Raw genomic sequence first — 19,155 nt, forward strand, 5'->3', positions numbered from 1 at the left:
CATATCGTCGGCAGCGTCAGATGTGTATAAGAGACAGCCCTGACGGTCAAGGCGCAGGGGCGGTATGCGGAGGCCGAGGGGCTTTTCCGCGAGGCGCTGGAGATCGACCGCGCGACCATCGGGGAGGGGCATCCGCACTATGCCACCCGCTTGGGCAACCTCGCGCTCGCGGTGCAGGCGCAGGGGCGGCATGACGAGGCCGAGGGTCTCTACCGGCAGGCGCTGGAGATCACCCGCGCGACCCTCGGCGAGGGGCATCCGGAGTATGCCAAGCACCTTGGCAATCTCGGGCGGCTGCTGGGCCAGACCGGCGAGGTGGCCGAGGGGCGCGAAATGCTGGAACAGGCGCTGGCAATCTTCCGCGCCGCGCTGCCCCCCGATCATCCGCATATCGCCGAGACGCAGCGCCGCCTCGCCGCCCTTCCCGGGGACTGAGCCCATCCCGCACGGCACCGGGGCGATACCGACGCGATACCGACGCGATACCGACACGGCCCTCGGCCCCTCTGGCCGCCCCCCACGCGCGCCCGTCTTGCCCCCGCACGGCGCATCCGGTAGAGGCTGGCGCGAGTGCACCCGCAAGGATCGGCAGCCATGGCCAAGCAGAAAAAAGCCCCCCGCCCCCGGGCGGTAACGCCCAAGGGGTTCCGCGACTATTTCGGCGCGCAGGTGACCGAGCGCGCCGAGATGCTGAACCGCATCGCCGGGGTCTATCACCGCTATGGCTTTGACGCGCTGGAGACGAGCGCGGTGGAAACGGTCGAGGCCCTGGGCAAGTTCCTGCCCGACGTCGACCGCCCCAACGAGGGCGTCTTCGCCTGGCAGGAGGACGACGAGGACGGCAAGGGCGACTGGCTGGCGCTGCGTTATGACCTGACCGCGCCGCTGGCCCGCGTCTATGCCCAGCACCGCAACGACTTGCCCACCCCCTACCGCCGCTATGCCATGGGCCCGGTGTGGCGCAACGAAAAGCCGGGGCCGGGGCGCTACCGGCAGTTCTACCAGTGCGATGCCGATACCGTGGGCAGCGCATCGATGGCCGCCGACGCCGAAATCTGCGCGATGCTGGCCGACACGCTGGAAGAGGTCGGCATCCCGCGCGGCGATTACATCATCCGGGTGAACAACCGGAAGGTGCTGAACGGGGTGTTGGAGGCCATGGGCCTCGCCGATGATGAAGAGCGCAGCGCCGCCGTGATGCGCACCATCGACAAGTTCGACAAGGTCGGCGAGGCCGGCGTGCGCGAGTTGCTGGGCAAGGGGCGGCTCGATGCCTCGGGCGCCTATATCGACGGGGTGGGACTGAGCGATGAGCAGATCGAGCGCGTGATTGGCTACGTTTCAGCCAAAGAAACCACAGCTTCATATCTTGAGAGTCCTGAAGCGTCTGACACCAGCGGCGAGGTCTCAACAGAACTCAAACTTCAAGCGGAGTATTTACGTTCTGACAGTCTGCCAGATAGCGTTGGCGAAAACCGACTCGAAGGTCAATTTTCTCTTCTGAATCATTTGCACGACTTGGTGGCGGACTCCGAAGAGGGCAAGAAGGGGTTGGACGAACTGGCCGAGGTCGCTGATCTCCTAGAAGCCCAAGGCTACGGCCCCGACCGCATCGTCATCGACCCTTCCGTTGTGCGTGGCCTCGGCTATTACACCGGCCCGGTCTACGAGGCCGAGCTGACCTTCGACATCCTTGATGACAAAGGCCGCAAGCGCCAGTTCGGCAGCGTCGCGGGTGGCGGGCGCTACGACGACCTGGTCAAGCGCTTCACCGGGCAGGCGGTGCCGGCCACGGGGATCAGCATCGGGGTCGATCGCCTGCTGGCCGCGCTGCGCGAAAAGGGCCGCGTCGGTGGCACCGAGTCCGGGCCGGTCGTCGTCACGGTGATGGACCGCGAGCGCATGGCCGATTACCAGGCAATGGTGGCCGACCTGCGCAACGCCGGCATTCGCGCCGAGGTCTACCTCGGCAACCCCAAGAACTTCGGCAACCAGATGAAATACGCCGACCGCCGCGGCGCCCCCGTCGCGGTGATCGAGGGCGGCGACGAGCATGCCAAGGGCGTGGTGCAGATCAAGGATCTGATCCTTGGCGCACAGATTGCCGAGAATGCAACGCTGGAGGAATGGAAGGAGCGCCCCAGCCAGGTCGAGGTGCCGCGCGACGACCTGGTCGCAAAGGTGCGCGAAATCCTGGCCGCCCACGGGCTTGACGCGGGCGGGCGCGCGCCGTGATCGCGGGCATTGCCGAGACCCGCGCGCGCGCCGCGCAACTGCGCGCCCGGTTCGAACAGGCCGGCGCCGCGCCGGTGGAAACCCCGGTGCTGCAACCGGCGGCGGCGCTGCTGGACCTCTACGGCGAGGACATCCGCGCGCGCGCCTATGTCACCTCCGACGCGCTGCGCGGCGAGCAGATGCTGCGCCCCGATTTCACCGTGCCGGTGGTGCAGATGCACATGCACGACGGCGCCGCCCCGGCGCGCTATACCTATGCCGGTGCCGTTTTCCGCCGCCAGGAGGACGACCCCGACCGCCCCAATGAATACTGGCAGGTGGGCTACGAGGTCTTCGACGGCCAGGCGCCCCATGACGCCGATGCCGAGGTATTCTGCCTCATCCGCGAGGCGCTGGCAGGGCTGGACCTGCGCGCCACCACCGGCGATATCGGCGTGCTGATGGCCGCCGTGGCGGGGTTGGATACCACCGCCGCGCGCAAGGCGGCGCTGATGCGCCACATCTGGCGGCCGCGCCGGTTCCGGGCGCTGCTTGACCGCTATGCCGGGCGCACGCCCGTGCCCGCGGCGCGGCGCAGTTTGCTGGCCGCCGACGACCCGTTTGCCGACGCGCCGCCGCTGCTGGGCCTGCGCAGCCAATCCGAGATCGAGGCGCGCATCGCGGCGCTGCGAACTGATGCCGCCACACCGCCGATCAGCACCGACGAGGTGGCGCTGATCGACGCCATCCTCGAGGTGCGCGAAACCGCGCCCTACGCGCTGGAGCACTTGCGCGACATCGCGGTCGATCTGCCGGCCATCGACCCGGCGGTGGAGCGGTTGCAGCGCCGCATGGAGGCGCTTGACGCGCGCGGCGTGGACGTGGGCGCGCTGGAGTTCGAGGCCAGCCATGGCCGCGCCTCGATGGAATATTACGACGGCTTCGTGTTCGGCTTCTACGCCGCCGCGCGCCCCGACCTGCCCGCCGTGGCCTCGGGCGGGCGCTATGACGCGCTGACCCGGCTGCTGGGCCGTGGCGCCGAGATCCCGGCCGTCGGCGGCGTGATCCGGCCGGGGCTGATGCTGGAACTGGAGGCCGCGACATGACCGTCAAGCTGGGCGTGCCGTCCAAGGGGCGGCTGATGGAAAAGACATTCCAGTGGTTCGGCGCCCGCGGCGTGACCCTGGGGCGCGCCGGGTCGGAGCGCGAATACGCCGGCACGGTCCAGGGCATCGACGGGGTCGAACTGGTGCTGCTGTCGGCCGGCGAGATCCCCCGCGAACTGGAGGCCGGGCGCATCCACCTGGGCGTGACCGGCACCGATCTGGTGCTTGAAAAGCTGGCCCGCTGGGATCAAAGCGTCGATACCCTGGCCGAGATGGGCTTCGGGCAGGCGGATCTGATCATCGCGGTGCCTGCGGCATGGGTCGACGTGAACACGCTCGACGATCTGGACGCGGCGGCGGCGGCATTTCGCGCCGCGCACGGGTTCCGTCTGCGCATCGCCACCAAGTACCACCGGCTGGTGCGCGATTTCCTGCGCAGCCACGGGGTGGCCGACTACCAGCTGGTCGACAGCCAGGGCGCGACCGAGGGCACGATCCGCAACGAGACCGCCGAGGCGGTGGCCGACATCACTTCGACCGGCGAGACGCTGCGCGCCAACCATCTGAAACTGCTTGATGACGGGCTGATCCTGCGCAGCCAGGCGACGCTGTATCGCGCCCGCAGGGCGCCGGCCGATGATGCCGACCGCGCCACGCTGTCGGCGCTGCTGCAAAAGCTGGGCGTGGACTGACGCGCGCGGCGGCGCGGCAGCCCGCGCCGCGGCTTGTCATGGCTTGTCGTCCGGTCTCGGCCGGATCAGCGACTCGGCGGTATAGACAAGCACCGCCAGCCCCACCGCCCCGGCCACGGCCACCCCCAGCAGCACGATCACGTCGATTGGCCCGCCGATATCGGCAAAGCCCGAGCGCGTCATCTTTTGCACGAACAGCACCGCTGCGATGGCGCCGAACGGCATCGACACCTGCGCCCACAGGAACTTGCGCCAGCTCACGGCGCGGTCGCGGATCAGGACGTAGACATACGCCAGCGTGATGACGAGCGCGGCCACCACCATCGTCCAGAACAGCCCGCGGCCGAAAATTTCCTCGAACACGGCGATCAGGGTTTCCAGGGTAAGTTCTTGCATCTTCGCCTCCGTTCAGGCCTTGCCGCGCAGCATGGCGTTGTAGGTGGCCTTGAGCGCGACCTCCTTCATCAGCCAGCTTATCCAGAGTTCCTGCAACGGCGCGATCACGCCGGGGAAGGAAGGCACGAGGTTGTTGTCGTAATCGAACTCGATCAGCATCGCCCGGCCCACGCGGGTGATCATCGGGCACGAGGTATAGCCGTTGTAGCTGGCGTCGGTGGTGTCGCCGGCGATCTGCGCGACGAGGTGCTCCTCGACCACGGGCACCTGCCACTTGACGCTGGCGGCGGTCTTGCCCTTGGGCACGCCGGCCACGTCGCCGACGGCGAACACCTCCGGGTAGCGGCGGTGGCGCAGGCTGTGCTTGTCGACCTCGACCCAGCCCTGGTCGATCCACTTGTCGGCCCATGACAGGCCCGACTGGCGCACCACGTCCGGTGCGCGCTGCGGCGGGATCACATGCAGGTAGTCATACTCCCGCTCGACCGGGCCGCCGGGCGTGTCGAAGGTGGCACGCCTGGCGCCCGGGTCGATCGCCCTCAGTGTTTCCTGCATGCCGGTCGTGATGTCGCGCTGGCCGAAAAGCATGCGCACCTTCTCGGCCACGATGGGCACGCCGAACAGCGATGTCTGCGGCGCGGCATAGGTGATCTCGGTCTTGCCACGGGTGCCGGCCCTGCGCGCCAGGTCATCGACAAGGAAGGTGTGCTTGAGCGGCGCGCCGGCGCACTTCATCTCGGTGGCCGGGCGGGTGAAAAGGCCGGCGCCGCCCTCCTCGATGAACTTCGAAGCCGCCTTCCAGGTGCGCGCGGCATAGTCGGGCCCGGCATAGAGCGCGCCGATCCCGTTCTCGCCCACCATGTCAAGGCTGAAGCCCTCGATCGCGTCATGGTCCAGCATCAGGCCGGTGGCGACGATCAGGTAGTCGTATTCCAGCGTCTCGCCGGATTGCAGATCGACGGTGCGCGCCTGCGGGTCGATGGCGGCGGCGTTCTCGGGTTTCAGGGTTACCCCCGCCGGCAGCCACTCGGCGGTGCGGCTGACGGAGTATTGCGGCGGTTTCAGCCCGGTGGCGATGAGCGAGAAGCCGGGCTGGTACCAGTGCTGCTTGCTGCCGTCCACGATGGTGATCCGCGCGCCGTCAAGCCGCTGTACCAGCCGATTGGCCAGCGTGGTGCCGGCGGCACCGGCGCCCAGGATCACGATATTGGCGTTGGTCGCCACCTGCGCGGTGGTCGCCGCCGGCACCCCGGCGGCGGCAAGCGCCCCGGCACCCGCTGCGAGGCCGAGAAACCGGCGGCGACCACTGTCGAGGGAGGGGTCATGGGTCATGCGGGGACTCCCGATTGCGCATTCAAAGATGAAGATATATCAGGGGCCGGGCTGCCCGGCCTTGATCAAGATCAAGCGCGCCGCCGCACCGGGTGCGTGCTTTCGACACACGCATCCGGCACCGTCAGGAGCGCGTGTCGGTGTCGGCCACGTCGTCCTCGCCGGTCATGCCGGCGTCTTCGCGCATCTCCAGCCAGATGGCGTTGAGAACAGCGAACATCGCGGCCAGCGGCAGGCCCAGGGTCCATGCGAAATACCACATTGTCGTCTCCTTTCTTAGTAGACGCTGCCTGAATTCTCGGTCACGTCGGCCTCGGTCACCTTGCCCCAGAGCACCTTGTAGACCCATGCGGTGTAGGCGAGGATCAGCGGCATGAAGATCACCGTGGCCACCAGCATCACGAACAGCGTCTGGTGCGACGACGAGGCATCCCACACCGTCAGCGAGGCATCGGGGTTCACCGTCGATGGCAGGATGAAGGGAAACATCGTCAACCCGACGCTGGAGATGATGCCGGTGATGCCCAGTTTCGACCACAGAAGGGTCGATACGTCGTGCCCGGCGCGCAGCCCGCGCACCGCCATCGCGATCCCGGCCAGCGCCATCAGCGGGGCGATGGCGATCCACGGTCGCGCGGCGTAAGCGTCCAGCCAACTGCCGCCGCGGGTGACCTCGCTGTAAAGCGGGTTGGAGGGGCCGTTGGTCGCCGCCTCACCGGCCAGCGCGAAGCCGTCGATCCCGAAGGCCAGCCAGACACCCGCCAGCAGGTAGCCGGCCGCGGCTACCATGCCGGCACCCGTGCCGATGGTGCGGGCGCGGGCGGCGACGGCGCCCTCGGCCTTGAGGCCCAGCCATGCCGCGCCGTGCATCAACAGCATCGACAGCGACACCACCCCCGCCAGCAACGCGAACGGGCGCAGCAGCCCCAGGAACTTGCCATGGAAGGTGCCGTCATACATCGGCATCAGGTCTTCGGTCAGGTAGAAGGGCACGCCCAGCAGCACGTTGCCGACCGCGACGCCGAACAGCAGCGCGGGCACCGCGCCGCCGATGAACAGCGCCCAGTCCCAGCCGCTGCGCCACGCCCGGCTGTCGCGCTTGGAGCGGTACTTGAACGCGACCGGCCGCAGGATCAGCGCCGCCAGGATGACGAACATCGCCAGGTAGAACCCCGAAAAGCTGACCGCATATAGCGGTGGCCAGGCCGCGAAGATCGCGCCGCCGCCAAGGATGAACCACACCTGGTTACCTTCCCAGACCGGGCCGACGGTGTTGATCGCCACGCGGCGTTCCACGTCGGTCCTGGCCACGAAGGGCAGCAGGGCACCCACCCCCATGTCGAAGCCGTCGGTCAGCGCGAAGCCGATCAACAGCACGCCCAGCAGCGCCCACCAGATCACCCGCAGGGTGTCGAAACCTATCAGTTCATAAAGGATCATGGCATTCACTCCGCAGGGGTTGAATCGGCGCCGGGCGCGAACGGGCCCTTGCCGTCATGGGTGCGCAGGCGGTGTTCGTGCCGCGCCATCCAGGCCTCGGTTTCCTCGACGTCCTGGAACGGGCCCTTGCGGATATACTTGACCATCAGGGCCATCTCGATGACGAACAGGATCGTGTAGAAGATGACGAATCCCGCCAGCGTGATCAGCAGGTCCGCCACGCTCAGGTGCGACACCGAAAGCGCCGTGGGCAGCACGCCGTCAACCGTCCAGGGCTGGCGCCCGTACTCGGCCACGAACCAGCCCAGTTCGGCCGCGATCCACGGCGCCGGGATGATCGCCACCGCGCCGTAGAGCGCCCAGCGGGGAAACTGCATGCCACGGAAGTTGGCGCGCCAGAAGAAATAAGCCATCACCGCGATGAAACCGAAGCCGAGCCCGACCATGACGCGGAACGCCCAGAAAAGCGGCGCCACACCCGGAATCGTGTCGTCGGCGGCCTGCACGATCTGCGCCTCGGTCGCCTCGCGCGGATCGTCGACATAGCGTTTGAGCAGCAGGGCAAAGCCCAGGTTGGCCGAGTTCTCCTCGAAACTTGCGCGGGTCTCTGCCGGGGCATCGCCGCGCTGCTCGCGGATCGTCATCAGCGCGTCATAGGCAACCAGACCGGACCGGATCCGGTCCTCGGCCTCGGCCACCAGATCGTTGATACCGGGGATTTCCTCGGTCAGCGACCGTGTGCCGATCAGGCCCATGGCCCACGGAATCTCCACCTTGTAATGCGTCTCGCGCGCCTCCCTGTCGGGAAAGCCGATGGCCGAGAACGGCGCCGGCGCCTCATGCGTCTCCCACATCCCCTCGATCGCGGCGAGCTTCATTTTCTGGGTATGGCTGGCCGAATATCCCGACTCGTCGCCCAGAACCACGACCGACAGCGCCGAGGCCAGCCCGAACGCCGAGGCCACCGCGATGGACCGCCGCGCCAGGTCGATATGCCGGCCCTTGAGCAGATACCATGCCGAGACCCCCAGAACGAACACCGCAGCGGTGATATACCCCGCCGACACGGTGTGAACGAACTTGGCCTGCGCGACCTCGTTGAACATCACCTCGTAGAAGCTGGTAATTTCCATGCGCATCGTTTCGGGGTTGAACGCGGCGCCCACCGGGTTCTGCATCCAGCCGTTGGCGATCAGGATCCACAGCGCCGAGAAGTTCGACCCGATCGCCACCAGCCATGCCACCGTCAGGTGCGCGGCGCGGCTGAGCTTGTCCCAGCCGAAAAAGAACAGCCCCACGAAAGTGGCTTCGAGGAAGAACGCCATCAGCCCCTCGATCGCCAGCGGCGCGCCGAAGATGTCGCCGACGTAGTGGCTGAAGTAGCTCCAGTTCATGCCGAACTGGAATTCCATGGTGATGCCGGTGGCGACGCCGAGGGCGAAGTTGATGCCGAACAGCATGCCCCAGAACTTGGTCATCTGCCGCCAGATCGGGCGGCCGGTCATGACATAGACGGTTTCCATGATTGCGACGATGACCGACAGGCCCAGCGTCAGCGGCACGAAAAGGAAGTGATACATGGCCGTCATCGCGAATTGCAGGCGTGACAGCTCGACGACATCGAGCTCCATGATGCGGTCTCCTTCTCTTGGCCCGTCGAGGCATCGGCAAGGCCGGGTGACTCGGTGCATTGAAGTTGCGTACCGGATGCACCTTTGCCGATCTTTTATCACCGGATCGGGGTCTGTGATTTGACACAGATCAAGATATGCTATTTTTGCAATGTATCAATTGAGCGAAATGACCCGGTCCGCCGCCGCGATTTCAGCGTCGCGGTGCGCGGCCATCACGATCACGGCGCGGGGCAGGGCGGCGCGCAGGCCGCCGAGAACCTCGCGCGCCAGCGCGTCATCCAGCCCTTCGGTCGGCTCATCCAGCAGCAGAACGCCGGGCGCGCGCAGCACCGCGCGGGCCAGCGCCAGGCGCCGCGATTCGCCCCCCGACAGCCCCGCCCCGGATTCGCCCAGTCGCGCGTCCAGCCCGCCGATCTGGGCGATCACGTGTTCCAGCCGCGCGGTTCGCAGCGCCGCCTGCGCGCTTGCATCGTCGAGGTCGTCGCAGGCCAGCGCAAGGTTCTCGCGGATCGTCCCGCCGATCAGAACGGGGCGTTGCGGCACCAGCGTGAGATGGGCGCGCAACTGATCCTCGGGCCAGAGGCCGAGCGGCACGCCCAGCACGTCGATTTGCCCCGCCATGCGCGGTGCAACCCCTGCCAGCGCGTCCAGAAGGGTGCTCTTGCCGCTGCCGCTGGGGCCGCGCAGGGCAATGGTCTCGCCGGGCCGCGCGTGCAGGTCGAGCGCCCGGAACAGCGGTGTATGCCGCCCGGGCAGGGCCACGGTGACCCCGTGCAGCGTCAGGCCCGCCTGCGCATCGGGGTGTGTATCGGGCGGCTGCGCGGGGGGCTGCGCGGGTTGATCGGGGCCGATGACGCGCAGCGCCGCGGCGTGCATGCGTCCCAGGTCGGCCAGCCCGCGGCGCAGCGGCAGCAGCGTTTCGGCCAGCGCCAGCGCCACGAAGACGCCGATCGCGGCCAGCGCCGGGTCGAACGCCGCGGATTGCACTGCCGCCGTGCCGATCCCCAGCACCGCGCCTGTGACCAGCACCACCAGCGCGTTCAGCGCCAGCCCGGCGCGCCGGTCGATCCGGTCCAGCCGGGCGACGGTGGCGCGCAGGGTATCCTCGTCAGCGGCGATGGCGTTTCGCTGGATGGGCAGGGTGGCTTGCAGGATGGCGTCGCGCTGGCCGCGAAACAGGCCGATCACCCGGCGCCGGATGGCCTGGCGCACCTCCTCGGCCCGGGCCGAGGGGCGCAGCGCCCCGCGCGCCACCAGCGCCAGCACCACCGCCCCGCCCAGGACGTAGCCGCCAGCGACCGTCAACGCGACCGGCCCCGACACCAGCATCCACAGCGCCGCCAGCGCCAGCGCATGGGTCAGCAGCCCGGCCGCCAGCGGCAGGACCAGACGCAGCAGAAGCCCGTCCAGCGCATCGACATCGGCGGTAATCCGGGTCAGTTCGGACGCGCCGCGCAGCCGGCGCAGCCGCGTGATCGGCCAGGTCTCCAGCCGTGCCATCAGCGTCAGGCGCAGCCGCGCCAGTGCGCGCAGCGTCGCGTCATGGGTCAGCAGCCGCTCGGCATAGCGCGCACCGGCCCGTCCCAGGGCAAGGAACCGCACACCGGCACTGGGGCGGAACACGTCGAAGGCGATGCCGATCCCGGCCAGCCCGGTGGCAGTGATGAACCACCCCGACAGGCCAAGCAGCGCCGCGCCCATGACCAGCACCGCCAGCGCCGCCGCGGCGCCGCGCCACATCGCCCAGGGGTCGGCCTGCCACAGCAGGCGGGTGAGCCGCCACAGCACCCTCATGCCGGGCCTCCGCCCACGTCGACGTAGCGGCCCATTGCCTCCGCCAGCGCCGGGTCATGCGTGGCGGCGATCACCGTGTGGCCGCGCCGCCCGGCATCACGCAGCGCGGCGATGATCCGGGCGCCGGTCTCCGGGTCCAGGTCGGCGGTCGGCTCGTCGGCCAGGATGACGTCGGCGCCCGACAGCAAGGCGCGCGCCAGCATCAGCCGCCGCGCCTCGCCGCCCGAAACGCCGGCGCCGCCCTCGCCCAGCCGTGTCTCCAGCCCCTCGGGCAGGGCTGCGACGATTCGGTCGGCCTGCGCCTGTTGCAGCGCGGGGCGCGGGTCGGCGCCGGTGTCGTGCGGGTCGAGGAACCGGCGCAGGGGCAGGTCGGGCAGGTGCACAACCTGCGGCACAAGGCCCACCCGCGCGCGCCAGGCATCGGCGTTGCGGTCATCGAGCGGCACGCCGGCGACATCGATCATGCCCTCGTCCAGCGGCAGCAACCCCGCCAGCGCCTCGATCATGGATGTCTTGCCCGCCCCGCTGGGCCCGACCAGCGCCAGGCTCTCGCCCGGTTCAAGGTTGATATCGGGCAGGGCGATCACCTGCGCGCCGCGGTGCAGCCGGGCCCTTTGCACGCGGATGGTGGCAGGCCCCGGCAACGGGTCGGCGCGCTCTCCGCGCCCGAGGACGGCCGTCGCGGGGCGCTGTTCCAGCGTCGCCAGTTCGTCGGCGACGCTTTCGGCGGCGGCCTTGTCGTGCCAGGCGGCGGCAAGGTCGCGCAATGGTTGGAAAAACTCGGGCGCGATCAGCAGGATGAACACCCCTTCGGTGATCGTGAGCGGCGTGGCCCAGGCGCCGATGCCGATCTCGCCCAGCAGGGAAAACCCGACATAGACCGCCACCATTGCCACGCCGATGGCCGCGAACAGCTCCAGCACCGTGGACGACAGGAAGGCGATGCGCAGCACCGCCATGGTGCGCGCGCGCAGCCGCTCGGCGGAGTCGGCGAAGGCGGCACGCGAGCGGGCCAACCCGCCCAGCAGGCGCGCGTCGGGCAGGGCCGCGATACGGTCGATCAGCAGCCGGTTCATGTCGCCGATCTCGGCCATCTGGCGGGTGCTGGCATCCTTGGCGGCCATGCCGACCAGCGCCATGAACACCGGGATGAGCGGCCCGGCGACCAGCAGCACCAGCGCCGCGATCCACGACAGGGGGAAGACGACCCCCAGGAACGCCACCGGCACCAGCCGCACACGCAGCATCGCCGGGCGGTAGCGCATGAGACAGGGCGCCAGCAGCGGGATCTTGTCGGAATGCAGCGCCGCCAGCTCGGCCGAGGCCATGCGCGGCCCCAGCAGGCGGCTTTCGCGCTCCAGCAACGCGGCGCGGTGCCGGGTGACCACATCCTCGGCCAGAGCGAAAAGCCATTGACCCGACAGCGTGTTGAGCCCCGCCCGCGCCAGCCCCGCCGCGACGAAACCCGCGATCCAGGCGGGCGCCTGCGCCGTCGTGCCCGCGGCCCAGCCCCCGATGATCGACGCGATGCACAGCGCCTGCACCGGCCAGACCAGATCGGCGGCCACTTGCAGCCACGCCGCGCGCCGTAGCCGCGCGGCGTCTTGCGCGGGCAGGTCAAGGGCGCTGTGCGGGGCGTCGCTTGTCACGGCAATCCCTCGTCGCTTCCGGCGTCGCGGGTGCCGGATTGAAACCGGCTTTTCATATACCTGTTTCGCGGACCCACGCCAGAGGCCGCGACAATTCGGCCAGCCGCGGGGGCTCAGGCCGGGCGGCGCAGGCCTGTCGCGAGGCTCGACAGCGCGAAAAGCGATGCCACCACGCACACGATCGTCGGCCCCGTCGGGGTGTCGAACCGGTAGGAGGCAAACAGCCCACCCGCCGCCGCCGCCATCGCGATCAGCGTGGCCAGCACCGCCATCGCCTCGGGGGTGCGGGCGTAAGGCCGCGCGGTGGCGGCGGGGATGATCAGCATCGCCGTGATCAGCAGCGCGCCCACCACCTTGATCGCGACCGCGACCACCACCGCCAGCGCCAGCATCAGCACCAGCCCCTCGCGGCGCGGCTCGACGCCGGCGGCGCGGGCCAGGTCGGGGTCCAGCGTCGCGGTCAGCAGCGCCGACCAGCGCCAGGCGATCAGCCCAACCACCAGCGCCGCGCCGCCCCAGATCACGCCCAGATCAACGCGCGAGACCGACAGGATATCGCCGAAAAGATAGGCCATCAGGTCGATCCGGATACCCGACAGGAACGACACCGCCACCAGCCCGAAGGCCAGCGCCGAATGCGCCATCACCCCCAGCAGGGTGTCCATGGCATAACCACGCCCCGACAGCAGGGTCACCGCGGCGGCCATCACCAGCGCGACGATCAGCGCACCGGCGAAAACCGGCATCGAAAAGGTCAGCGACAGCGCCACGCCAAGGATCGCGGCATGTGCCGTCGCGTCGCCGAAATAGGCCATCCGCCGCCATACCACGAAACATCCCAGCGGTGCCGCCGCCAGCGCGGTGCCGATCCCGGCCAGCGCGGCGCGGGTCATGAAATCGTCGAGCATCATTGCACCTCTTCGCGGGCGTCGGCTTGCGGGGCGTCGGCGGCGTTCGTGTCGGCAGGGTCGTGGCGGTGGTCGTGCTGGTGACGGTAAAGCGCCAGCGCGCCATGCGTGCCCTCACCGAACAGCGCCCGGTAATCGGGCGCGGCGGCCACCACCTGCGGCGTGCCCTCGCAGCAGACATGCCCGTTGAGACACACCACCCTGTCGGAGGCGCTCATCACCACGTGCAAATCGTGGCTGACCATCAACACGGCACAGCCGGTTTCGGCGCGAACCGCCTCGATCTGGCGGTAGAACGCCGCCGCGCCGGGCTGGTCCAGCCCGGCGGTCGCCTCGTCGAGGATCAGCAGATCCGGCGCCGCCAGCAGCGCGCGCGCCAGCAGCACGCGCTGGAACTGCCCGCCGGAAAGATCGGTCATCTGCCGCCCGTCCAGCCCCGGCACGCCGGCGCGGTCGAGCGCCTGGCGCACCCGCGCGCGCGGCGCACGGCGCGGCAGCGACATGAACCGCGCCACGGTCATCGGCAGGGTCGCGTCCAGCACCAGCCGCTGCGGCACGTAACCAAGGCGCAGCCCCGGCGCGCGGGTGATTCGGCCTGCCACCGGCGCGATGCCCCCGATGATCGCTCGCAGCAACGTCGATTTACCCGATCCGTTGGGGCCGACGATGGTGACGATCTCGCCACGCGCGATAGAAAAGTCGATTTTGTCGAGCACCGTGTTGTCGCCATAGCGCACGCTGAGCCCTTCGATGGCGACAAGCGGCGCGCTCATGACAACCGCCCGCCGATGGCGCAGGCCGGGCACAGGCCGATCGCCTCGCGCACGCTGCGTTCGATGGTGAAACCGGCGTTGTCGGCGGCACGGCCCAGCTCGCCCGCCATCAGGTCGACCCCGGCCTCGACGACGCGCTTGCAGGACCGGCAGATCAGGAAGGCCGGGGCGTGGCGATCGCCGGCATGGGTGCAGGCGATGAAGGCGTTGAGCCCCTCGATCCGGTGCGCGAAGCCGTGCTCGGTCAGGAAATCCAACGCCCGGTAGGCGACGGGCGGTTGCGCGCCCAGCCCCTCGTCCCGCAGACGGTCGAGGATCTCGTAGGCGCCCATGGCGCGGTGCTCTTCCAGCAGGATTTCCAGAACCCGCCGGCGCGACGCGGTGAACTGCAGACGCTGTGCCGCACAGTGCCGTTCGGCGGTGGTCAGGCCCTCGGCCACGCAGCGGCCGTGATCGTGGGTCTCGAATGCGGTGCGCGCCATGGGTGCGGCTCCTCCGAAGATACGGGTTGCAGTGTTATAGTGTATCGCATACTGCTCTCTGCGTCGTTATATAATTACAGGAAAATGTCATGTCCATGCATGTGTTCAAACGCGGGCTGGTGGCGGCCACGGCGGCTTTGGCGCTGGCTACCCCCACATGGGCCGATGTGCCCGCTGTGGCGACCGATATCGCGCCGGTCCATTCGCTGGTCGCGCGCGTGATGGAGGGCGTGGGCACGCCCGACATGGTGATGCAGCCCGGCGCATCGCCGCACGGCTACGCGATGCGCCCGTCCGAGGCGCGGGCGCTGGAACAGGCCGATATCGTGTTCTGGGTGGGGGCCGATCTGACACCGGCGCTGGAGCGCGCGATCGAAACGCTCGCCGCCGATGCGCACATCGTGGCGTTGCTCGACCATGCGGCAACGGCGTCGCTGGAATTCCGTACCGGGGTTCGGTTCGACGGGCGCGCTCACGAGGAAGAACGCGCCCATGCCGATGATGGCGCCCCCGACCACGACGACGACCACGGCCATGGCGGCATCGATCCGCATGCCTGGCTCGACCCCGAAAACGGCAAGGCGTGGCTCGACGTGATCGCCGCCGAACTGTCGCGCGCCGATCCCGACAATGCCGGCATGTATTCCGCCAATGCCGCCGTCGGCAAGCAGGAGGTCGACGCCGCCACGGCCGATATCGCCGAAACCCTGGCGCCGCTGGACGGGCTGCGATACATCGTGTTCCACGACGCCTACCAGTATTTCGAGGCGCGTTTCGACATCCCCGCCGCCGGCGCGGTGTCGCTGGGCGATGCCACCGACCCCAGCCCGGCACGGGTGGCGGAGTTGCGCGCGACGGTCGCCGACCTGAACGTCACCTGCGCCTTTGCCGAGCCGCAATTCAACCCCGGCATCCTGAACGCGGTCCTTCCCGGCGATTCGGTGACGATCACCGTGATCGACCCGCTGGGTACCGATATCGACCCCGGCCCCGATTTCTACCCCGCCTTCCTGCGTGCGGTCGGGGCGTCTTTCGCCACCTGCCGATGACCCTGCGGACAACATGACGACGCGCCCGTCACGACGGCGGGCGCGTGCAGTCCCCGTTGCGGTGCCCCGGCGTCAGTGCGTCCAGGTGGCGCGGCGGTTGGTCGCGAAATTCTCGCCGTATCCGCCGGGGCGGACAACGGGCTGGCGCTTGTGCGGCTCGCGCACAACGGCGTCGATGCCGTGCGCCTCGGCGTAATCCAGCGCCTGCTGCTTGGTGTCGAACCGCATCATGACCTGCGCCTGGGTGTCGCCGGACGATGTCCAGCCCATCAGCGGGTCAACCTCGCGCGCCTCGGAGGGCGGGAATTCCAGCACCCAGTGGGTGGTGTTGGCGGTGCCCGATGACATCGCGGTTTTCGCCGGCCGGTAGATTCGCGCGCGCATGGATTGATCGCCTTTCTGCCTCGTCTCTGCCCTTGTCTTATCCGCGATTCCGCGCCGCGGGGCAAGGGCCGGGCGGGCGCGGCGCCGCCGGGGGTTGAACGGCCCGGAAAAGACGGCATCTATACCGGCAAAGGAGCCTTCCCATGCCCTACGCCCATCACGACCGGTCCGAAGCCGTACTCGCCCACCCCGCGCCCGACGTGGGCGCGCGCGAGAAGCTCGAGGGCGGCAAGCGGTTCGTCATGCATACCGAGTACAGCGCCGCCGGCGACCAGCCCACGGCGATCGCCGAGTTGAGCGCGGGAATCGACGCCGGCGAGCGTGACCAGGTGCTGCTGGGCGCCACCGGCACCGGCAAGACCTTCACCATGGGCCGCGTGATCGAGGAAACGCAGCGCCCGGCCATCGTCCTGGCCCCCAACAAGACGCTGGCGGCGCAGCTTTACGGCGAATTCAAGGGCTTCTTCCCCGACAACGCCGTCGAATACTTCGTCAGCTACTACGACTACTACCAGCCCGAGGCCTACGTGCCGCGCAGCGACACCTTCATCGAGAAGGAATCCCAGATCAACGAACAGATCGACCGCATGCGCCACTCGGCCACCCGCGCGCTGCTGGAACGCGACGACGTCATCATCGTGGCGTCGGTGTCGTGCATCTACGGTATCGGCAGCGTCGAGACCTACGGCGCCATGACCCAGGATCTGCACGTCGGAACCGAATACAACCAGCGCCAGATCATGGCCGACCTGGTGGCGCAGCAATACAAGCGCAACGACCAGGCGTTCCAGCGCGGGTCTTTCCGGGTGCGCGGCGACGTGCTGGAGGTTTTCCCCGCCCACCTCGAAGACCGGGCATGGCGGTTGTCGTTCTTCGGCGAGGAACTGGAGGCGATCACCGAGTTCGACCCCCTGACCGGCGAAAAGACCGGCAGCTTCGAGCAGATCCGCGTCTACGCCAATTCGCACTACGTCACCCCCAAGCCGACGATCCAGCAGGCGATCGTCCAGATCAAGAAAGAGCTGCGCCAGCGGCTCGACCAGTTGGTGGGCGAGGGCAAGCTGCTGGAGGCGCAGCGGCTGGAACAGCGCACCAATTTCGACATCGAGATGCTGGAAGCCACCGGCGTGTGCAACGGGATCGAGAACTACTCGCGCTACCTGACCGGCCGTGCGCCCGGCGAGCCGCCGCCCACCCTGTTCGAATTCATCCCCGACAACGCCATCGTGTTCGCCGATGAATCCCACGTCAGCGTACCGCAGATCGGCGGCATGTATCGCGGCGACTACCGGCGCAAGATGACGCTCGCGGAACACGGGTTCCGCCTGCCGTCGTGCATGGACAACCGGCCGCTGAAGTTCGAGGAATGGGATGCCATGCGCCCGCAATCGGTGTTCGTCAGCGCCACGCCCTCCAGGTGGGAGCTGGAACAGACCGGCGGCGTGTTCACCGAACAGGTCATCCGCCCCACCGGCCTGCTGGACCCGCAGATCGAAATCCGCCCCGTGGAAACCCAGGTCGACGACCTGCTCGACGAAGTGCGCCGCGTCACCGCCGCCGGCTACCGCACCCTGTGCACGACGCTGACCAAGCGCATGGCCGAGGACCTGACCGAGTACCTGCACGAACAGGGCATCAAGGTGCGCTACATGCATTCCGACATCGACACCATCGAGCGGATCGAGATCCTGCGCGACCTGCGGCTGGGGGCCTTCGACGTGCTGATCGGCATCAACCTGCTGCGCGAGGGGCTGGACATCCCCGAATGCGGGCTGGTCGCCATTCTGGACGCCGACAAGGAGGGCTTCCTGCGCTCGGAAACCTCGCTGATCCAGACCACCGGGCGCGCGGCGCGCAACGCCGACGGGCGCGTCATCATGTATGCCGACCGGATTACGGGAAGCATGGAACGCGCCATCAACGAGACCGACCGCCGCCGCGCCAAGCAGATCGCCTATAACGAGGAACACGGCATCACGCCCGAGACGATCCGCAAGAACGTCGATGACGTGATGGCCGGGGTCTACAAGGGCGACGTGGACATGAGCCGCGTCACCGCGCAGGTCGACAAGCCGATGCATGGCGCCAACCTCGAAGCGGTGCTCGACGGGCTGCGCACCGACATGCGCAAGGCCGCCGAGAACCTGGAATTCGAGGAAGCGGCGCGCTTGCGCGATGAGGTCAAGCGGCTGGAAGCGGTGGACCTGGCGGTGGCCGACGACCCGCTGGCCCGGCAGCAAGCGGTCGAGAAGGCAAGCGAGACGGCGACCACGGGCAAGGGCCGCTCAACGGCCGGCCGGCCGGGGCAACGGGGCGGGGTGAAGAAGAGGGGGAGGTGAGCCACAATCTAGACCGCCCCGAAAGTGGACAGGAACTTCTCCACTCCGGGGTCTGCCTTGATGTCTTTGAGTTTGTGAACAGGGTAAACTCCGTATCCTAGGATTTTTCTTGATTTCACGTCCGAAAAGAAACGGTTCTGCATCTCGGCAAGATAGCGCGTTTCCCTGATTCCATAAGTTGCCGGGCTATCGTCAACGCATCGAAATAATGCATGGGCGACAAGGTCAGCCACTTGAAGCAGCGGTTCATCACTCTTTGATTTGCTTACAATTGAGTCGGGATTGATATGCTTCAGCAGTTTCGTATTTGTACGTATAGGGTTTTCACGGCACCTGTGAATCAACCCACGCAAGGCTGCGTAGTCAAAATTTCCTTCTTCGAAGCAAATCGATATATTGTTTTCGGAATATCTATTTATTTCTAAAAATAGGGCAAGGCGCTCCAAGATATACTGGGCGCATTTATTGTAGTAGCGCTTGTCGCTACCCTCGATGTCGTCCTTGTATGAACCAAGCGTTTCTTTCATAGAAATAACGCCAAAGAGCAATACTCTCATTTCTGAAATTCTTCTTGCAAAACGGCAAATCTGATTATGATTTAACTTGGAACAATGGAGGGTTGGCTTCGAAAACTCTTTCGCCAATTCCTCAAGGTTTGACTGGCAATCAGCAATTAGGGAATTCGGAACGAGTGCACCACCGAGGGTCATATATCGAGACGCACCACCGCCACTGTCGCCGCGAATCTTCTTGATTCCTGACTGACCACTTTCATCGATAAAAAAAGTGTACTTCATTCCATCTTGCTACATCGGAGCAATCTTAGGAATGTCTGATCAAGGCATTCGGCTACGCCAAGCTGGCGGCTTTATCGCTTTGCGAGGTAGCCAACTGGGCATTTGCGCCCGATTTCTCGGTTTCAAGGCCGCCTTGTCGGCGGTTCGGCGGATTTCGGACAGACTC

Annotated in this window: 18 protein-coding genes; 6 read left to right on the plus strand and 12 right to left on the minus strand. The window is 67.6% G+C overall.

The genetic code is table 11. The features are described 5' to 3' along the window. Positions 1-39 precede the first annotated feature (39 nt). The 4 genes from Q0L89_RS10645 (at position 40) to hisG (ending at position 4,012) form a co-directional block, all read left to right on the plus strand. Positions 40-435, plus strand: coding sequence for a tetratricopeptide repeat protein (locus Q0L89_RS10645; RefSeq protein WP_296764843.1), 396 nt, complete (start codon positions 40-42; stop codon positions 433-435). A 159-nt stretch (positions 436-594) separates the two neighbouring features. Then, entirely contained in the window at positions 595-2,235 is a 1,641-nt protein-coding gene (gene hisS / locus Q0L89_RS10650; protein WP_296764802.1) for a histidine--tRNA ligase, read from the plus strand. After that, a complete protein-coding gene (locus tag Q0L89_RS10655; protein WP_296764845.1) occupies positions 2,235-3,320 on the plus strand; it encodes an ATP phosphoribosyltransferase regulatory subunit in 1,086 nt (361 codons plus the stop codon). The genes hisS and Q0L89_RS10655 overlap by 1 nt, the downstream gene beginning before the upstream one ends. Next, positions 3,317-4,012 (plus strand): ATP phosphoribosyltransferase, encoded by a 696-nt coding sequence (gene hisG, locus Q0L89_RS10660; protein WP_296764805.1) that lies wholly within the window; start codon positions 3,317-3,319, stop codon positions 4,010-4,012. The genes Q0L89_RS10655 and hisG overlap by 4 nt, the downstream gene beginning before the upstream one ends. A 36-nt stretch (positions 4,013-4,048) precedes the next feature. Here hisG and Q0L89_RS10665 read toward each other — a convergent pair whose 3' ends face one another. From Q0L89_RS10665 to Q0L89_RS10710, 10 genes are all read right to left on the minus strand, one after another. Next, entirely contained in the window at positions 4,049-4,408 is a 360-nt protein-coding gene (locus tag Q0L89_RS10665) for a DUF5368 domain-containing protein (protein ID WP_296764808.1), read from the minus strand. A gap of 12 nt (positions 4,409-4,420) precedes the next feature. After that, on the minus strand, positions 4,421-5,740 hold the full coding sequence (locus tag Q0L89_RS10670) for an FAD/NAD(P)-binding oxidoreductase (RefSeq protein WP_296764810.1): 1,320 nt from the start codon (positions 5,738-5,740) through the stop codon (positions 4,421-4,423). Positions 5,741-5,864: 124 nt separating this feature from the next. Further along, positions 5,865-6,002, minus strand: a complete 138-nt coding sequence (gene cydX / locus Q0L89_RS10675; protein ID WP_296764813.1) for a cytochrome bd-I oxidase subunit CydX — start codon at positions 6,000-6,002, stop codon at positions 5,865-5,867. A 14-nt stretch (positions 6,003-6,016) separates the two neighbouring features. Next, a complete protein-coding gene (cydB, locus tag Q0L89_RS10680; protein ID WP_296764815.1) occupies positions 6,017-7,180 on the minus strand; it encodes a cytochrome d ubiquinol oxidase subunit II in 1,164 nt (387 codons plus the stop codon). A 5-nt stretch (positions 7,181-7,185) separates the two neighbouring features. Next, the gene (locus Q0L89_RS10685; RefSeq protein WP_296764818.1) at positions 7,186-8,811 is read right to left on the minus strand and encodes a cytochrome ubiquinol oxidase subunit I; all 1,626 of its coding nucleotides are present in this window, start codon (positions 8,809-8,811) and stop codon (positions 7,186-7,188) included. Positions 8,812-8,967: 156 nt separating this feature from the next. Next, a complete protein-coding gene (locus tag Q0L89_RS10690; protein ID WP_296764821.1) occupies positions 8,968-10,608 on the minus strand; it encodes an ATP-binding cassette domain-containing protein in 1,641 nt (546 codons plus the stop codon). Further along, a complete protein-coding gene (locus Q0L89_RS10695) occupies positions 10,605-12,257 on the minus strand; it encodes an ATP-binding cassette domain-containing protein (RefSeq protein WP_296764823.1) in 1,653 nt (550 codons plus the stop codon). Before Q0L89_RS10695 ends, Q0L89_RS10690 begins: the two co-directional genes overlap by 4 nt. A gap of 113 nt (positions 12,258-12,370) precedes the next feature. Then, complete coding sequence (locus Q0L89_RS10700; RefSeq protein WP_296764826.1) at positions 12,371-13,168, minus strand: metal ABC transporter permease; 798 nt, start codon at positions 13,166-13,168, stop codon at positions 12,371-12,373. Continuing rightward, the gene (locus tag Q0L89_RS10705; RefSeq protein WP_296764829.1) at positions 13,165-13,938 is read right to left on the minus strand and encodes an ATP-binding cassette domain-containing protein; all 774 of its coding nucleotides are present in this window, start codon (positions 13,936-13,938) and stop codon (positions 13,165-13,167) included. The genes Q0L89_RS10700 and Q0L89_RS10705 overlap by 4 nt, the downstream gene beginning before the upstream one ends. Continuing rightward, positions 13,935-14,420, minus strand: coding sequence for a transcriptional repressor (locus tag Q0L89_RS10710; protein WP_296764831.1), 486 nt, complete (start codon positions 14,418-14,420; stop codon positions 13,935-13,937). The genes Q0L89_RS10705 and Q0L89_RS10710 overlap by 4 nt, the downstream gene beginning before the upstream one ends. 89 nt (positions 14,421-14,509) lie before the next feature. Between Q0L89_RS10710 and Q0L89_RS10715 the strand changes: the two genes are divergently transcribed. Beyond that, on the plus strand, positions 14,510-15,469 hold the full coding sequence (locus Q0L89_RS10715) for a zinc ABC transporter substrate-binding protein (protein ID WP_296764833.1): 960 nt from the start codon (positions 14,510-14,512) through the stop codon (positions 15,467-15,469). Positions 15,470-15,541: 72 nt separating this feature from the next. On the opposite strand, the gene Q0L89_RS10720 is transcribed toward Q0L89_RS10715, so the two are convergent. Beyond that, positions 15,542-15,853, minus strand: a complete 312-nt coding sequence (locus Q0L89_RS10720; protein WP_296764835.1) for an ETC complex I subunit — start codon at positions 15,851-15,853, stop codon at positions 15,542-15,544. 143 nt (positions 15,854-15,996) lie between these two features. On the opposite strand from Q0L89_RS10720, the gene uvrB reads away from it, so the two are divergent. Continuing rightward, positions 15,997-18,192 carry an excinuclease ABC subunit UvrB gene (gene uvrB / locus Q0L89_RS10725; protein ID WP_296764838.1) on the plus strand — a complete coding sequence of 732 codons (2,196 nt, stop codon included), beginning with the start codon at positions 15,997-15,999 and terminating at the stop codon, positions 18,190-18,192. Positions 18,193-18,200: 8 nt separating this feature from the next. On the opposite strand, the gene Q0L89_RS10730 is transcribed toward uvrB, so the two are convergent. Beyond that, positions 18,201-18,989, minus strand: coding sequence for a DUF3800 domain-containing protein (locus Q0L89_RS10730; RefSeq protein WP_296764840.1), 789 nt, complete (start codon positions 18,987-18,989; stop codon positions 18,201-18,203). Between the last annotated feature and the right edge of the window lie 166 nt (positions 18,990-19,155).

It is taken from the genome of Sediminimonas sp. (assembly GCF_024637375.1).
GTDB lineage: Bacteria > Pseudomonadota > Alphaproteobacteria > Rhodobacterales > Rhodobacteraceae > Sediminimonas.